The sequence below is a fragment of the Gemmatimonadaceae bacterium genome (assembly GCA_036496605.1).
Classification (GTDB): Bacteria; Gemmatimonadota; Gemmatimonadetes; order Gemmatimonadales; family Gemmatimonadaceae; genus AG2.
Genome location: DASXKV010000004.1, coordinates 293,620 through 311,297 on the forward strand (window position 1 = coordinate 293,620; position 17,678 = coordinate 311,297).

Annotated in this window: 11 protein-coding genes; 4 read left to right on the top strand and 7 right to left on the bottom strand. The window is 64.8% G+C overall.

What is annotated here, in order from left to right:
* Positions 1-66: 66 nt before the first annotated feature.
* Entirely contained in the window at positions 67-1,248 is a 1,182-nt protein-coding gene (locus VGH98_03135) for a hypothetical protein (protein ID HEY2374947.1), read from the top strand.
* A 200-nt stretch (positions 1,249-1,448) separates the two neighbouring features.
* On the opposite strand, the gene VGH98_03140 is transcribed toward VGH98_03135, so the two are convergent.
* From VGH98_03140 to VGH98_03160, 5 genes are all read right to left on the bottom strand, one after another.
* Positions 1,449-4,088 (bottom strand): ABC transporter permease, encoded by a 2,640-nt coding sequence (locus tag VGH98_03140; GenBank protein HEY2374948.1) that lies wholly within the window; start codon positions 4,086-4,088, stop codon positions 1,449-1,451.
* Between the two features lie 15 nt (positions 4,089-4,103).
* On the bottom strand, positions 4,104-4,433 hold the full coding sequence (locus VGH98_03145; protein HEY2374949.1) for a PadR family transcriptional regulator: 330 nt from the start codon (positions 4,431-4,433) through the stop codon (positions 4,104-4,106).
* Between the two features lie 158 nt (positions 4,434-4,591).
* Complete coding sequence (locus tag VGH98_03150) at positions 4,592-4,765, bottom strand: hypothetical protein (protein HEY2374950.1); 174 nt, start codon at positions 4,763-4,765, stop codon at positions 4,592-4,594.
* 141 nt (positions 4,766-4,906) lie between these two features.
* Positions 4,907-6,532 carry a hypothetical protein gene (locus tag VGH98_03155; protein ID HEY2374951.1) on the bottom strand — a complete coding sequence of 542 codons (1,626 nt, stop codon included), beginning with the start codon at positions 6,530-6,532 and terminating at the stop codon, positions 4,907-4,909.
* Positions 6,533-6,567: 35 nt separating this feature from the next.
* Positions 6,568-7,509: a sulfite exporter TauE/SafE family protein gene (locus tag VGH98_03160; GenBank protein HEY2374952.1), complete on the bottom strand. Its 942-nt coding sequence runs from the start codon at positions 7,507-7,509 to the stop codon at positions 6,568-6,570.
* Positions 7,510-7,689: 180 nt separating this feature from the next.
* Between VGH98_03160 and VGH98_03165 the strand changes: the two genes are divergently transcribed.
* A complete protein-coding gene (locus tag VGH98_03165; protein HEY2374953.1) occupies positions 7,690-9,348 on the top strand; it encodes an amidohydrolase in 1,659 nt (552 codons plus the stop codon).
* 57 nt (positions 9,349-9,405) lie between these two features.
* On the opposite strand, the gene VGH98_03170 is transcribed toward VGH98_03165, so the two are convergent.
* Both VGH98_03170 and VGH98_03175 read right to left on the bottom strand, forming a co-directional pair.
* The gene (locus VGH98_03170; GenBank protein ID HEY2374954.1) at positions 9,406-12,513 is read right to left on the bottom strand and encodes a M48 family metalloprotease; all 3,108 of its coding nucleotides are present in this window, start codon (positions 12,511-12,513) and stop codon (positions 9,406-9,408) included.
* A gap of 51 nt (positions 12,514-12,564) precedes the next feature.
* Positions 12,565-13,089: a hypothetical protein gene (locus VGH98_03175; protein ID HEY2374955.1), complete on the bottom strand. Its 525-nt coding sequence runs from the start codon at positions 13,087-13,089 to the stop codon at positions 12,565-12,567.
* Between the two features lie 267 nt (positions 13,090-13,356).
* Here VGH98_03175 and VGH98_03180 point away from each other — a divergent pair, with 267 nt between their 5' ends.
* The gene (locus tag VGH98_03180) at positions 13,357-16,305 is read left to right on the top strand and encodes a SusC/RagA family TonB-linked outer membrane protein (GenBank protein HEY2374956.1); all 2,949 of its coding nucleotides are present in this window, start codon (positions 13,357-13,359) and stop codon (positions 16,303-16,305) included.
* Between the two features lie 26 nt (positions 16,306-16,331).
* Entirely contained in the window at positions 16,332-17,615 is a 1,284-nt protein-coding gene (locus VGH98_03185) for a RagB/SusD family nutrient uptake outer membrane protein (protein HEY2374957.1), read from the top strand.
* Positions 17,616-17,678: the final 63 nt, after the last annotated feature.

Below are 17,678 nucleotides of genomic sequence, written 5' to 3' on the forward strand. Positions count from 1 at the left end.
GGAGCGCCGTTACGCGGCGCCGGTAGCGTCCGGTCGCACGTTCACCCCCCATCGAACAGGCCGACCATGACCCGATTCCGTCTCCGCTCAACTGCAGTCGCCGGCGCGTTCATTCTCCTCGCGTCGGCGTCGATGCTCTCGGCGCAGACCACCGTCACCATCCCACCTATCGACTTCTCCGGAGTCATCTATAGCAACTTTCAATATCGCGTCGATCAGCGCGCGAAAAACTTTAACAAGTTCGATCTCGAGCGAGCGTATCTGACATTTCGTATGCCCGCTGGTGATCGCGCGAGCATCCGCATCACCACCGACGTCTACCAGCAGCAGAACACGCCGGCGGATCAGTACTACCAGGGCTGGGCGATCCGTCTGAAGTACGCCTATCTGCAGTACAACTACATCACGGGCGGCCCGAACGATTTCACCGCGGTCGCACGTATGGGTTCTCTCCATACGGTAGTCATCGACCACGAGGAGAACTTCTGGCCTCGCTGGATCTCGCAGACCGACGTCGAGCGCGCTGGGCTCTTTAGCTCCGCCGACATTGGCGCGGCGACACTCTTGACGCTGCCCAGCAAGGCGGGTGAAATCTACGCGGTGATCTCGAACGGTCCCGGGTATGGCTCGCGCGAGATGGATCGGTTCAAAGACCCGCAGGTACGATTGACGCTCACACCACTCGCCAACAGCAAAGCGGGAATCTTCAAGACATGGGCGATTTCACCCTGGTATTACAAGGGTCTCGTCGCCAGCCCCTTCGTCAACAGCGCGGCACCGCCAACGACGAACGGTCCGATCGGTACGGGTCTCGATCGCGACCGCTGGGGCGTGTTCACCGGCATTCGTGATCCGCGCATCCAGATGGGCGCTCAGTACGCATCGTTCAAGGGCCAGGGTCAGACGGGGCTCAACACCCCCGCCTCACCCGCCGTCACGGTCGACTCGAGCGGTCACCTGCTCTCCGGATTCATCGTCGCCAAGCCGCTCGCGCTCTTCGACACGGCTTTCACACGTTTGAATCTCGTGGCGCGGTACGACAGGGTCACGACGAACACGAACTACAGCCCGGAGGCGCAGTATCACGTGTTCATCGGCGGCATCTTCTTCGACCTGAACCGCCGCTGCGCCGTCTCCGTCGACTATCAGGAGCAGCTGTCGGACAACTACCCGGTCGTCGGCGCCGCGACGATCACACCGACGCAGCCGCTCAGGACGTGGTTCGTGCATATGGTGGCGAACTTCTGAGCGGTTAGGCGTTAGGGAGAGTCAAAACCCCGCGACACGCGTGTCGCGGGGTTTGCTTATACAGGACCGGACCTAACGTCTCGCCCTCGAGGCACCGCCCCTCATTTCATCGTCACTTCAATCACTCCGCCATTATTCCCCGTGGTGAACTTCGCGTTCGCCTGCTCCGGCTCGTAGAAACGCAGCTCGCACGCGGTCGCTCAATCCTCGGCGCGAATCGTCGAGGCGGGATCAACCGCTAGCGCGCGACGAGCGGGGACGACGCATGCGATCATCGCAACGGCGACGAGGATCGCCGGTACGGCGACGAACGTGAGTGGATCGGTCGCGCTCACGCCGAACAGCTGGCCCTTCAGTACCCGCGTCAACAAGCTCGCGCCCGCCAACCCGAGTGCGGCGCCGACAATCGTCAGCGACATGCCCTGCTGAAGCACCATGCCGACGACACGCTCTCGCGACGCGCCGAGGGCGATCCGAATTCCGAGCTCGCGGCGGCGTTGTTGCACCGCGTACGCGATCACGCCGTAGATGCCAACGGCGGCCAAAACCAGCGCCAGGGAAGCGAACGTCGCCAGCAACGAAGCGTAAAATCGGCGCTGGGCAATCGATTCGCGCACGAGATCATCGAGCGGGTGCGCTTCGTACACCGGCAATTGCGCATCGAGCAAACGCAGGACATCGCGCGCCGCGGTGAGCAACGTCGCTGGTGACGCCGACGAACGCATGACGACAGACATTTCGTCCAACGGCCATTGCGCAAGGGGCGCGTAGATGTGCGCAGTCGGCTGCGCCGCGAGACTGAATTGGCGCACGTCGCCGACGACGCCGACGACCGTACCGCCGAACGCGCGGTTGCCGTGATGCCACCCTGTCTCGAGCGACTGACCGATCGGGTTTTCGTTCGGCCAATACCGGCGCGCCGTTTCCTGACTGATCAGGAGCGCCATTGGGGCACCAGCGCGATCTTCCGCCGTGAAGACGCGTCCACGCAGCAGCGGAATGCCCATCGTCCGGAAATAATCCGGCGTCGCGACGCGAATCTGTGCGCGTGGCTCGTCCGGGCCGCTCACTTCCCTTCGACCGGCAATCGCGAAGGTGAGGCCGAAGCCGGCCGACGAGAGCGGAAGTGCAAACGAGATTCCTGCCGAGGTCATGCCGGGGAGCTGCTCGAGCCGAGAGAGCATCGTCGCCGCGAACTGCGCCTGCGTGTTCTCGTCCGGATAGCGAACCGGCGAGAGCGAGAGCGAGAAGGTCGTGACTCCTGACGGCTGGAATCCGGGATCGATCGTCGCTAGGCGCAGAAAGCTGCGCAGGAGCAGCCCCGCGCCGGCGAGGAGCGTGATCGCCAACGCGACCTCCGCGACGACGAGCGTCGCGCGCAGCCGTCCACCAGCCGGCCCGCGCGAGGCGCCGCGGCTGCCCGATCGCAACCGGTCGTTGGTGCTGCGGCGCGCGCCTTGAATCGCGGGTACGGCGCCGAAGAGCACGCCGCTGACGACTGTCAGCGCGAGCGCGAAGGCGAAGACCACGCCGTCGACCCGCACCGCCTCGAGCAATGGCAACTCGCCCGGCGCGAGCGCAACGAGGGCGCGCGTGCCAAGGACCGCGATCACGAGGCCAGCTCCGCCGCCGCCTAACGCGAGCACGACGCTCTCGGTGAGCAGCTGGCGCGCGATCCGGCCGCGTCCAGCGCCTAACGCGGCACGCACGGCAAGCTCCGTCTCGCGAGCGGCGGTTCTGCCCAGTGAGAGACTGGCGATGTTGACGCAGGCGATGAGCATCACGAAGCCGACGGCGCCGAGCAAGACGAGGAGCGGCGTCCGCACGCTGCCAACGAGATCTTCCTGAAGCGGTATCACTCGGCTCGTCACGCCGGCGTTGTGTTTCGGATCGAGCTGCGTGAGTCGCGCCGCGATCGTGCTCATGTCGCTCCGTGCGACGGCGAGCGTAGCGCCCGGTGCGAGTCGTCCCACGACCTGAACCCAGCGTGCGCCCCTCGACGATGGCGCGATGTCGCGCGCGTCGAACCGTGTCGTCATCCAGAGATCGACCGCGGCCGGCATGCGGAGCTGGGGCGGCGCGATGCCGATGACCGTCGTTGGGAAGTCGTCGAGCAGAATCGTGCGGCCGATGATCGTCTCGTCAGCGCCAAATCGCCGCCGCCACAGCCCGTCGCCGAGCACGACGACTCGCGCGGCCGATACGTCGTCTTCACCCGGCCGAAAGCTGCGGCCGCGCTCGGGCCGTGCGCCAAGAACGTCGAAGAAGTTCGCCGATACGCGCGCTTGCACGAGGCGCTCCGCCTCAGCGGTACCGGTGAGCGCCGTCGTACTCAAGAAGTACGCGGCCATGCCGGACAAGGATCTGTCCTGCTCGCGCCAATCGAGAAAATCGCGCGGCGAGTCCGCCGTCGGCGAACCGTTGATGACCGATTCGATCGCGACGAGCCGGTCAGGGTCGGCGTACGGCAGCGGGCGGAACAATACACCACGCACGACACTGAAGATCGCCGTGTTGGCGCCCACGCCTAACGCGAGTGTGAATATGGCAACGGCAACGAAGCCTCGGCCGCGCGAGAGAACGCGCAACGCATAACGAGCATCCTGTCGCAGCTCCTCGAGCCACCGCCCGCCGCGCGCGTCTCGGGCTTCGTCCTGGTAGCGCGCGACGCCGCCAAAACGCCGCCGCGCAATCCGTTTCGCGTCGGCAACGCCGAATCGTGCCAGTTCCTCCGCTTCCATCTCGACATGGAAGCGCATCTCGTCCTCCATCTCGCGCTCGACGGCGGGTCGGTCGATCACCAGCCGCAGCCGGCGGCGCACACGCGAAAGCCAGCGCATCGGTCCCTCGATTCGTTAGGTGGCTCGGAGGATGTGATTCACGGCGAGCGAGAAGACGCGCCAGCTCTCGGTCTCGGAATTGAGTTGACGCCGTCCGTCGGCGGTAAGGCGGTAGAACTTCGCCTTCCGGCCCTCGGGTGAAACGCCCCACTCGGCCTCGATCCAACCACGGTCCTCGAGTCGGTACAAAGCCGGATAGAGCGAGCCCTGCCCGATTTGGAGCACCTCGGAGGAGAGCTGCCGGATGCGCTTGGAAACGCCCCATCCGTGCAGTGGCCCGAGCGCGAGCGTCTTCAGGATGAGGAGATCGAGCGTGCCTTGAAGGAGCTCAGCTTTGGAGTCCATCGCGATGGTCTAGAGCCGTTGCCAGGGAGAGGATGGGCGGGAATCCGTCGCCCCAAAGCCCCTAGCCCCTCATAACGTCGATACCTTGACAGTCGACAACAAGGTGCGGTGCTTGTTGTCGACTGTCAAGGTATCGTGTTTTCGCGACCCGGCGACGCCTAGAACTCGCGCCGCTTCATCTCCTTGAAGAAATGCTCGCGCTCGACGTCTTCCTCGTCGTCGCTGGGAGGCGGGAGGGTCTTGTCGTATCGGCGGCTCTGACGCGCCTTGGCCAGCTTCTCGGCCTTGGCCGCGTTCTGGCGCACCAGTTTGGCTAGTTGCTTCTCGTCCATGGGGGCCTAAGGTCTTGGACTAGGTATTTGTCGCTCGAGATTGGTCCTTCAAGAAGATTAACGATCGGTCGTTTACCAGGTCACTGGTCTGGATCACCAAGCCTCGGCCCTCGGACCTCAACCCTCCTCGGCCCCTCGACCCTATCGCTCCGCCCGCTGCGCCTGGGGCAATGCACTATCGATGAACCGCCGCAGCCCATCGCGCATCTTGGTCATCGACGGCGCATCGATGTACACCATGTGGCCGGCCTCGAAGCGCTCCGTAACGATCCCGGCGCGGACCCGAGGATCCACGGACATGTGCGCCAACGTGTATTCGACCGCGAAGTACGGCGTCGCCATGTCGTAGTAGCCCTCCGCGACGTAGAGCTTCATCTCCGGATTCTTTGCAAACGCGCGCTCGAGCGACGGGACGACGTTCGCATATCCATTGTTCTGCGGATAACGCCATCGGCCGATCCCACCGCCAAGGATGTAGTAGACGTCCTCGTCCCGATAGCCGAGCTCGCGGCGGGCGTATTCGCTCATCACCGGCGAGAACGAATTGCGAATCGACGCCTCGCTCGGATCGAACTGCCCGCGCTCGGCGCCCTGGTCCGTCGCATACGTCGTGAAGCGGCTGTCGAGACGGCCTGAAGTGAGATGTTGATCGCGCAGCAGTTCCTGGTTGAAACGACCGAGCGTGATGCGAAGGTCGTTCTCCTCCGCGAATGTCGTCGACGTGCCGGTAAAGCGAGCGAGTTGCTCGGCGATCGTGTGACGCTCCGGGTCGGTGAGCCGCGCGCCACGCATGAGCGCGTGAGCGTAGTCGCCATCCGCCCATTTTTCTGCCTGCGCCGTAACCTGCTGGACGGTGAGCTTCTGAAGATCGGCCGGAAGCTTCTTGTGATACCACGCCGTCGCGGCGTACGAAGGCAGGAAGTTAATGAACCCCAGATCGTTGCCCGGGTCCATCGCCGACGCGCCGAAGTTGAGCACGGTCGAAATGAGAACGACGCCGTTGAGCGCGATGCCGCGGTCGGCCAGATAACCGCTGAGATGAGCGGCGCGCGTGGTTCCGTAGCTCTCGCCGGCGATGAACTTCGGAGAGCCCCACCGGTCATACCGAGTGAGGTAGAGCCGGACGAATTCACCAACTGCGCGAATGTCCTCGTCGAGCCCCCAGAACCTCGGCCCGAGCTCGGGACGCGCAGCGCGGCTAAAGCCCGTGCCGACGGGATCGAGGAAGACGAGATCCGTCTGATCGAGGAGCGTGGACTGGTTGTCCTCGTAGGCGTAGGGCGGCGGCGGATTTGTGCCGTCCGCATTGAGGTGCACCTTCTTTGGACCGAATGCGCCCATATGCAGCCACACCGTCGCCGAGCCGGGTCCTCCGTTGAAGACGAAGCTGATCGGTCGTGCATTGGAGTCGCCGACGCCATCCTTGTTATAGGCGACGAAGAACATCCCGCCTTCTACCGCTCCAGTCGTGTCATTGCGAATGGGAAGCATGCCGGTGGTCGCCGTGTAGCTCAGCGTCGCGCCGTGCAGGCGAATCGAGTGATGAGTGACGACCGGCGAGGCTTCGACCATCGCGAGAAAATCACGGGCGCTTGGTCGGAGCGAGTCGCGAACCGCACCGCGGAGGGTATCACGCGAGGTGCGGCCGCTCGTGTCCCGCTGGGGCGGACCCGGCTGGCGGGCTTGGGCGCCAGCGCTGGAAGCGCCCAACATGATCGCGAGGCCGAGACCGATAGAGCGGCGCGGAAGCAATGGACCGTGTCCCATGGCAAAAGTGAGTGGTAGGTTCGCCAGCAATACCGTTAGGCCGTGACTTCCGGCTTTGGGCTGTCGGCAACGAGGGCCCCGGCGCGCTCGCGATATGCCGTGAGCAACAAATTCGCGGCGGTGTACAGCACGACGATGACAACGAGCCAGCGCACTGCCGTGAGCGGCAGTGTCTTCACGATGAACGCAGCAATGAGTACAGCCGGAATTCCGCCGGCGAACAGTCCGATCGTCGCCCGTCGATCGAAGCAGCGGGCACGAACGAAGCGCGCGCTGGCAATCGGCATGAGGAACGCGCACGACCCCATCATGATCGGAAAGGCCGTCGTCGGATTCATGCCGCACAGGCTCACAAGGATCATGCACGGCGCGTACAAGCCCAGGCCGATCGTCATGAGAGCGCCAAGCACGAAATTGGCCGTGACCGCAATGGCGAGACGAGGCCCAACGAGTCCGAGGAGCGTTCCGCCGCCGGGCAAGCTGCCGAACTGCGACGCGGCGAGCAGCATCGCGAAGGCGAGAATCGGCAGCGTCACTCCCATGCCGATCTGGACGCGGCGACGGGGCCATCCCGCGACCACGCCCGCGCCTAACCACGCGCCGAGCACCGCGGCGACGATCATCAAGATGAGCGTTCGCGAATCAACCGGCACGATGCTCGTGTAGATGTACGCCTGCACGATCGTCGGCAGCGTGTGCCCCACGTTCAGCGTGCCCGGAATGTACTCGTCGCGGACGAGCTTCCAGTGGCGGAAAATGGTGGTCGTCGTGGCGAACGATCCAATGCCGAGCGTATCGAAGAAATTCGTGACGAAGCCCGTCGCCAACAGGGCCGCCATGCCCGCCTTGGCGTCCGCACTCTCGTCAGCCTTGCTTGTCCGCCGCAGACCGGTGAGCAGTATTGCGGCGTAGAAGACCGCGAACGCGCCGAGCGCGAGGAACAGTATGGCGCGAGCGTCGAGATGAGCGATCTGCATGAATGCCATCTCTTGCGTTGGAAGGATGGGGATTCTTTTGATACGTCCCGACCGGAGAGGTCGCTGCGACCACCTGGTCGGACGAGGCAGATCAATTCACCGCCGGAAGCGTCTTGCCGCAAGGGCCGGGGAGAGGCATCGTCAGAGCGACAGCCAGCGTCCACTCCAAACGAGCGTCGTATGAGAACCACTCCGCTTGTCGCGGCCATACTGGTGGGCTCCGTCGTTTCGACCGCCGCGGCGCAACAGCGAGCAGCTCTTCCAGCCGCTACGGACAGCGCCGTAGCGCGAAATCTTCGGAACGAGCAACGTGAGGATCCCAAGTTTGCCCCGGATCGTCACGAAGGCGAGGGACCGTTCCAGCGCCTCGTCATCCGCGGTGCGACGCTCATCGATGGGACTGGCGGCCCGCCGCGTGGACCCGTCGACATCGTCGTCGAAGGCAATCGCATCGTCGACATCGCCAATGTCGGCGTGCCCCGTGTGCCGATCGATTCCACGAAGCGTCCTCCCCATGCCGCGCGGGAGATCGACGCGACGGGAATGTACGTCATGCCCGGTATCGTCGATCTGCACGTCCATCAGGGGACGCCGCAGAAAGCGCCCGAGTCCGAGTACTATAACAAGCTGTGGCTGGCGCACGGCATAACGACCGTGCGTGGCGTGCCGTTCGCGAGCTTTGCCTACTCGATTCACGAGAAGGAGCGGAGCGCCAAGAACGAGATCGTCGCGCCTCGTTATGTGGTGTATCAGCGTCCCGGCACCGGCTGGGGACAGGGCCCGGTCACGACACCGGAGCAAGCCCGCGCCTGGGTGCGATGGATCAAGGCGCACGGCGCCGACGGTCTCAAGCTCGGCGCAGAGCGCCCGGATCTCATGGCGGCGCTGCTCGACGAGGCGCGGAAGCTCAGCATGGGCTCGACGGCGCACTTGCAGCAGACAGGTGTCGGGATGATGAACGCCGATCAGGCCACCGCGTTAGGCTTGCAGACGGTGACCCACTTCTACGGATTGTTCGAGTCGATGTACGACAGCAACTCGGTGCAGCCGTATCCCGTCGATCAGAATTACAACGACGAGCAGGACCGCTTCGGCCAGGTCGCGCGGCAGTGGAATCTCGTGACGCCGCACAGCGAGAAGTGGAAGCAGCTGCTCAAGAATCTGAAAGAACGCGACGTCACGCTCGATCCGACGTTCAGCATCTACAGCGCGGGACGCGACCTCGCGCGGAAGATGAATCTGCCGTGGCATCAGAAATACACGCTGCCGTCGCTCTACGCGTACTACCAGCCAAGCCGCACGAATCACGGCTCGTACTGGTACTACTGGACGACGTGGGACGAGGTCGCGTTCAAGAACTTCTATCGCGTGTGGATGGAGTTCGTGAACGAGTACAAGAACATGGGCGGCAAGGTGACGACGGGCTCGGACGCGGGCTTCATCTTCAGCACCCCAGGCTTCGCGACGATCGAGGAGATGGAGATTCTCCAGGAAGCGGGGTTCCATCCGCTCGAGGTGATTCGCAGCGCAACGATGTACGGCGCACTGACGCTCGCGCAGCGCACGGGGAAGGAGCCCGAGATCGGGGTCGTTAGGCCCGGCATGCTCGCCGATATGCTCGTCGTCAACGCGAATCCCCTCGAGAACCTGAAGGTGTTGTACGGGACGGGCTGGTTCCGGCTGAACGACAGTACCGGGAAGGTGGATCAAGTCGGCGGCGTGAAGTGGACGATCAAGGATGGGATCGTCTACGACGCGAAGGCGTTGCTTGCAGACGTCGCCAGAATGGTCGAGGATCAGCGCCGCTCGCCGACGCTTGCGGGGCAGAAAGCGCAATAACGGATGGCGCACCTTTGCCTCTCTACAGGTGCGCCAGCGGCATGCGCGCTCTTCGGGCTAGCGCGTTCGCACTTCAAACCTGCTGAGGACCGCCCCGTCTCGCCCCGCGGATAGCACCATCACGTAGCCCCCTCGCGCCACCACGTCCGCGGTCCACCTTCCGCTCCCCCGCACGTTAGCACCGGGCAGCGTTAGGCGCGCCCCGCGACGTGTCGTGGCGTCGACGAGCAGCAGCCGCGCGCCGAAGCGCTCCGCTGCCGACAGGGTCTCGGAGGACTCGATGTGCACCAGGTCGAGCGATGGCGGCAGCTCCGCAATTTGTTGGACTTTCGACGCGGCCGTCGCCCACCAGACGCGCGTCGCGCCTGTCGATCGGTCGTAACACAACGCGGCCTCGCGCTCGATTTCATTGCCGCACGTCGGCATCCCGTCGAGGTCGGCGAGAAAGCGTTCGCCCGCGGCGCTCGAGCTGTGCAGCTCCCAGCGGATCGAGCCCGTCATCGCGAGCAGGAGTGGTGTGATGGCGTCTCGCCCGGTGTGAAAGCGGCCCAGCGTCGTCCAGATCGCATTCCCGTTCGCGAAGGCCGCTATTGGTTGTGTCAGCATTTCCCCTGGCTCGTACTCCGCACCGCGCGTCGCGAGACGGTACGTTCGTGGCCGGCCCCCGCCGAACGTGTCGGCGACCACCACGAACGAAGCATCGTCCTCCGCTCGGCCCACGACCAACCACCACTGCCGTGTGCGATCGACGATGAGTTGAGGGCTTTCGAGCGTCGGGAGACGCTCGCGCCAGGCGACCGGGACGTTGCCCGCCCTGTTGGCCGCGACGTGCTCGGCTCGCAGCTCGAGGCTGTCGGTGCCTGCCGTGTCGAGTGCGAGCACCGTCTCGCTGTCGGCGAACACGATCTTCAAGGCGTCACTGGTCCTGAGTGCGTGCGACGGATCGCCGAACCGCCCGATGACGTATCGCGCGGCGTCGAAGGCGCGGGCCCTCTGCGGGTGATATTGCGTGATTGCAAACGCGGAGCCGTTAGGCGATGCAGCGAGGCCGAGGCCACCGCCGGGAATAGTGACCGAGCCGGCAGGCCGCAGGCTCGCCGTCGTCCATGTCAGCGAGCGCGTTCGGCCAAGGGGCCACGCGTCCCGTGTGAGCACTGCACCGAAGCCGAGCGACGCGCCACACGTCAAGACTCCCCCCGCGCGCCACCAACGCTGGGGCAGCGTCAGCAACGCTCCGCCCAGGCCGAGGAGTACCGTCACCGCCGAGATAGCGAGGGAGTTACCGATGAGCGACGCCGGGCGCTCGCTCGCGAGCGGTGCCATGCCTAACGCGACGACGACGACGACGCCCGCGAGAATGCCGATGAGGATCCATGCCTCGCGCGTGATTCTCCCTGCCGCGCCGCGGCTCGCGTCGACGCGAGCGCGTTGCGCGGCGAGCACGATTAGCGTGATGGCGACGGATACGGCGCCAAGCGCGGCGAGCTGACGCACGGGATCGGCCCAGGCGATCGCGCGCGCCGCGACAACCACTCGCGCGAGGGCAATCGAGGCCGTCGCCGCCACCGCGGCGGTGAGTGTTGGCCGAACCAGGACGACGATCAGCGGGATGACCGTGAGCCCCAGCTCTCCGGTCATCGTGAGCATAACGAGGAGCGCGAGCGCGAGCCATCGAACAGCGGGCGCGCGCGCGGGCGCCGCGGTTGGCCGGCGCTGCCCGAGCTTGACGTCGACTCGGTCCAGTGCGCCCTGGAGCGCGGCCACATCGTTGAGCGCGATAGGCGCACTCCAACTGTGACCAACGGGATCGGTCGCGACGAGCCGGCGAGCGCCACCATCCGCGGCGACGCGAAGCTCGGCGAGATCGCGGTAGGACATGGCACGATAGCTCGACGCGGCGGCGCGGAGAACGTCGAGCGCGAGCGGCGCTTGCTCGGGCACGCCCTCGAACCAGTACACGCGTTCGTTGTCGAGCGCGATCACCGTCCCCGACGGAGACCGAACAATCGCACTCACCTCGGGCATGTGCGGCTCCAGAGTACCGCCGCGCTCCCGCAAGGCCTGGATGCGCCGGGCGAGGCTCGGATGCGTGGCCGCGCGCTCGATGGCGTGCGGCCAGCGTCGCGGTACGCGGCTGTAGACGTGCAGCTTCGTCAGCGCGCGTGCGAGAGCGTTGGGATCCCCAGTAAGAACCGTCGCTCGCAGATCGCTCGCCGTTTCCGCGTCGCGGCGTTTGGCGACGCGCTTGCCTAACGTCATGATCACGACGACCGGCACGAGCCACGACGTCAGCAGTGCCGCGTCGGGGACGCCGCGCAGCAGCAACGCCGGGAGGCCTGCGGCGAGCGCGGCGAGCGCGAGGCCGGCCAACCATGAACGCCGAAGCCGGCCGCGAGTGAACTGTTCGTGATGCGCGATCTCGTGAGCGAATATCGCGGCGATCTCGTCATCGTCCATCGTTGCAACGATCGTGTCGCCTAACGCCACCGCCGGATGCGTCAGCGACGGAATCGCCAGCGCGTTCATCACGTAGCCACCCGGCGCCCCGTAGCGGTACACTTCGGGCCGGCGCGGGAGGGCGGTTCCAGCCCGTTCAACGATGGCGTCGAGTTTTGCCATGAGCTCCGGCCGCGCCGTCACCCGTAACGGAACCGCACGATGCAGCGCGAGGAAGACGCGCGCATAGTGGTGCTGCCAGAGTGCGATGACGAGCCCGAACGCGCCGCCCGTCCAAAGCGCGAGGCGCATCGCGGCGTCCGTGTTGTTCGGCTCGAGCCCGAGCGCGAGCGAGGTCACGAGCGCCGGCGCGAAGCCGGCGAGAAGCCACAATCCGAAGTGCCCGACCGACGAGAAGATCGCATACCGCAGATACGCGAGCGCGCTCCACCGCTCGCCGAACAGCCTTCGCCGAATCGGATACGACGTGAGGAGGAGCGTGATCCAGAGCAGTGGGATCGCCCACAGCGCGTCGTCCGCGAAGAGAATCGCGAGCGCGAGTGCTCCTCCGAGCGTCAGGCCGGCGAGCTTGCGTCGCCGATCGAAGAGCAGCTCGGGGAGAACCGGGTCGTCCGCGCGCGCTAGGAGCGTGCGCCCGGTCCACCAGGCTACGACCGCCGGGGCCAGCGCCAACAGCGTAGCGAGGCAAAGCGACAGAGAAGCGGACACGGGAGGCACGCCTCATAGACGAGCGAGCGGCACTCGGCGTGACGGCGAAGCTCACCAGATGTGAGCCACTACGGGCAGCCTCCACTCGAGGACGAGAGTCCCGCGCGGCACTCTCGTCTCGTTAGGGCTGCCACTCGGACCCCGGTTGCCGAGCAACGTCGATCCCTTCGCCACGGCAATGGCCACCACTCCCACGACCGTCCCGCCGACGAGAAGCGAGGTGCGCAGCTTATCGAGCCGACGCAGCTGCAGCTGTTGCACGTCTGCGCGCGGAATGACAATCCGCTGTTGTGCTTGCCGGGAGAGAGCGCCGCCCTCCGACGACGGGGCCAAAGGCAATGGGACAGCGAGGGCGATGCAGCTGTCGGCCTCCTCGAGTACGTCCCCTTCAACGGCGCGATCTCTCAATCCGACGATCGAGTCGAGCTTTTCTGCTTCTGAGCCGGAGACGCGAATGCGGACGCGGTCGCCGACTCTCGGCCCGGATGCAGGGGCCGGCGTGTACGAGAAACATGCGGAAAGCACCGCGAGCGCGGCGCCTAACGCCGCCGCGCGAGCCAACCTGCATGGATGCACGAGAAGTCTCCTCGACGAGAGGATTTGGACGAATTCCGCAAAATCGTAACGCCCGGAAGCGCTCGCCGCCATCTCTCTCCCTCCCGGCCCCCGTTCGTCCCAGCGACCTGGTTGACACCGCGCGAACTCGGGGAAATCGTATGCCTCACGCGGGTCGTCAGGCTTCACGCATTCTGAGGACACGCATCGGGGCGGTGGCGTCCGCTGGGGGCACCGGTGGGCGCTCTCGCGACTGCTCCATATCACTGCGTGAGGGGGGACGTCGTTATGGTCGCTCAGCTACGAGGAAGGACCTGCTTCACGGCGGGCGTCGTCGCGTTGATGCTGTTCCTGGCGCCGCGACTCGACGCGCAGGGCTCGACCGGCAGTGTGCGTGGAGTGGTACGCCAGACCGGAACCTCGGCGCCACTCGCCAACGCCGAGGTCACGGTTACCGGAAGCCGCCTCGGTGCGCTCTCGCGCAACGACGGCAGCTACGTCATCACGAACGTGCCGGCGGGAGCGCATCGCGTGCATGTTCGGCTCTTCGGCTTTTCGCCTAACGAGCAGAGCGTCACCGTCACGGCCGACGCAAGCGCGACGGTCGACTTCGTACTCTCGCCGACGGCCGTGCAGCTCGACCAGGTCGTGGTGACGGGCACTGCGGGCCAGGCGCGCCGGCGTGAAGTCGGGAACGCGATCTCGGCGGTGCAGGCGTCGGAGACGCCGGAGGTGAAGACCGACGTCTCGTCGCTTCTGCAGGGACGCATCGCCGGCGCCAGCGTGCAGCTCTCGACGGGCAGCACCGGCGCGGGTGCGTCGATCCGGCTTCGCGGGAACACGAGCGTCGCGCTCTCGAATCAGCCGCTGATCTATGTCGACGGTGTACGTACCCGAAGCGACGAGTATCCAAAGAACGTGCCGCCCGCCGGTTCGAACCTGCGTAGCACGAACTATTACGCGAGTCCGCTCAACGACATCAATCCCGAGGATATCGACCGCATCGAAGTCCTCAAGGGCGCGGCGGCGACGACGCTGTACGGAACCGAGGCCGCGGCGGGAGTGATCCAGATCTTTACCAAGCGCGGTACGATCGGCACACCATCGTGGAATTTCGAGACGACTCAGGGCTTCAATCGCGAGCGCCCCTTCGGCCTCGATGCCGTTGATCCGACCGACACGACGGCGAACAGCTGTAGCACCCGATTTGGGCAGCGCAACTGCGCGGAATACCTCTACATGAATCCCTGGCTCCGCAACGGCATCAAGAGCGATTACAACCTGTCGGTGAACGGCGGCGCGGCGAACGGGACGCGCTACTTCCTCTCCGGCGGCTTTGATGACAATCAGGGTGTCATGCCACTGGACGAAGAACGGAAGTATGGCGTGCGGGCGAACTTCACCTTTGCGCCAACACAGACGCTCACCTTCGATTGGAACAGCAGCTACACGAACAATCACATCAGCAATACGCCGGCGGGCAACAACGCCGCGGGCCTAACGCTGAACGCGTTCCGCCGGAACCGGAACTATTACGGCAGCGCGAACATCGACACGATCTCCCAGGTCCTTCAGTATCAGCTCAACACCTGGATCAACCGCATGATCCTCGGTGGGACGATGAATTACGCGCCCTTTGCGGGGATGACGAACAAACTCACGGTCGGAATCGATCGTGCGAACGTCGAAAACCGCAACTTGCGTCCGTTCGGCTTCCCCGAGTCGCCGACGGGGACGCTCTCCGAGGAGCAGTGGGCGAACCAAGTGCTGACGACGGATTACGTCGGCAGCTTCGAGCACGAGATACGCGGCTTGATGTCGACGTTCGCATGGGGCGGCCAGGCATCACTCAACGATTTGCGGGACGTCCAAGCGTACACGATCGGCTTCGGAGGGCCCGGCGATCCCACGATTTCGACGGGTTCACAATGGAACGGGACCGAGTCCCGCGTGCGCATCCTCACCGGCGGGCTCTTCCTGCAGGAGATGATCGGTTGGCGTGATCGGTTGTTCGTCACCGGTGGTGCGCGGTTCGACAAGTACAGCGCTTTCGGCAAGAACATCGGCGTGCAGCCGTATCCAAAGATCAGCGCATCGTACGTCATCTCGGACGAGTCGTTCTGGCAATCGAGCGCCCTGAACCGCATTGCGAGCACGATGAAGCTTCGCGCCGCCTATGGCCAAGCGGGCCGCGCGCCCGGCGCCTTCGACTATCTGCGCAGCTACGACGCTGTCGGCTGGGGCGGCCAGCCCGCGCTGCGGACGCGCAATTTAGGAAATCCTGATCTCGGTCCGGAACGATCCGCGGAGACGGAAGTTGGCTTCGAGAGCAGCTCGCTCAGTGGGCGCCTCGGCATCGATCTCACGTACTATCGAACGCGGACCACCGACGCGTTGATCAACCTGACGCCGCCTCCATCGGGCGGCTTCCTCAATCCGCAGCTCGAGAATATCGGCACGCTCGACAAGCGCGGCCTCGAGCTCGCGATCAACACGACGCCGTTCCAGCACGAGAAGCTCACCTGGACGCTCGGCTCGACGATCGCGCTCAACAAGAACCGCGTGCTGAGCCTCGGCGGCGCAGCACCGTTCAATGTGTCGCCGGGCGGCAACGGCAACGGCTTCGCCATGGAAGGCCAGCCGCTGGCGGTGCTCCGTGGCCGATACATCACGAATGCCGACGCTATCGCCGATCCGATTGTCGAGCAGAATCACCTCTTCGGGCCCTCGCAGCCGACGCGGATCATCGGCGTAACGAGCGCACTCCACTTTCCGAAGGGCATCGAGCTCTCGGCGCGCGCGGAGTATCAGGGCGGCAACTATCTCGACGAGGACGCGTCGTACCAGGCGTTATCTCGGGCCGTGCGTTGGCCGACGTGCTTCGACGCCTACGCGAAGCAGGCCGCCGATGGCAATCAGAACAACTGGACCGCGCGCGAGCGCGCGACCTGCAACTCGTCGCAAGTGCGGCAGGACGAATTCATCTTCAAGGCCGACTTCGCGAAGCTGCGTGACGTGACGCTTCGCGCGCCCGTTCCGCAGCGGCTCGTTCCGGGAACGCGGAGCGCCAGCATTTCCGTCTCCGTGCAGAACTGGTTCACCTGGAAGAACAAGAATTTTCGGCTGTTCGATCCGGAGATGGCGGGGAACGACGGCTTCAACGCCACCGTTCGCTACATCTCGGAGCAGATCCCTGCACCGGCCACGGTCGTGGCGCGACTGCAGATCCAATTCTGATCGAACCCCGAACCGGAGCATCATCCATGAAAGCACTCATTCGTTGCGGACTCGGCGTATCGATAGGCGTTGTCGGCCTCGTCGGCTGCGAGTTCAAGGTTACTAATCCAGGACCGGTGCCTTCCGAGAACCTCGATAGCCGGGCGACCGCGGCCGGTATCGTGAATGGAGCGGGGCGCGATCTGTCGGACGCGCTGAACTGGATCGCCTACACCGGCGGCGCGATTTCGCGCGAGGTATTCCCCGCCGGATCGACAGGCAGCTTCGGCATCTCGGCACAACAACAGGTGGGCAAGCTGCTCGACGACGATACCAACAACTACTGGCAGCTCGCGCAACGGGCTCGCTTCGAGGCGGAAGACGGCGCGCGGCATCTCAAATCCAGCCTCGGGTCGAGCTTTGCCCAGGACACCCTCGGCGCCAAGATCCTGATTTGGGCGGCCTATGCCAATCGCCTGCTTGGCGAGAACATGTGCGACGCGGTGATCGATGGCGGCGCGAAGCAAGCCGCGACCGTGTATCTCACGCGGGCCGATTCCGAGCTGACGGAAGCACTGGCGATTGCAATGGCCGTGAACGTCACAAAGTTCATCAACGTTGTGCACGCGGCGCGCGCGGCAGTGCGTCTCGACCTGAACAAAGTGCCGGAAGCACTCGCCGATGCGAACACGATCGCCGACGCATTCGTGTACGCGATGCCGTACTTCACCACCGATCAGGATCAGTACAATCGCATCTTCTGGGCGACCGCGAATCAACCCTATCGCGCGCACACGGTGTGGAACACCGTCAACGATCAGTACTACACCGACACGAATGATCCGCGCGTACCCTGGGCGAGCGATGCCAATCAACCCGTCGGCGATGCCGCGGTGCTCAGCCTCGGCCGCGTGACCTGGCACAAAGAGCTGAAATTCGCCAAGCAGGATGCGGCGATCAATCTCTCGAGCGGTTGGGAAATGCGGCTCCTCGAAGCGGAGGCAGCGTTGATCGGCAATGACCTAACGAGTGCGATGATCCTGATCAACAAGCATCGGATCGCGCTCGGTCTGCAGCCCTGGACGGCGTCGACGATCGACGACGGATGGACCGCGCTTCGCCGCGAACGCGGAATCGAGCTCTGGCTCGAAGGTCGGCGGTTGAATGATCTTCGGCGTTGGAAGGCCGCAAACGCGCCTGGAACGCTCTCGCCTCTCGAGCAGCCCGGCACCGGTACCAGCGGCGCCCCGTCATATCTCACGCAACAGGATCTCTGCTTCCCGATACCAACCTCCGAGAAGCAAAACAATCCGAATCTCGCTGGATCGTAGTGCGTGGTTGGTAACTTGTGATTGTTAGCTGGTAGTTACGGAGAAGGCCGGCGAGCGTTGCTC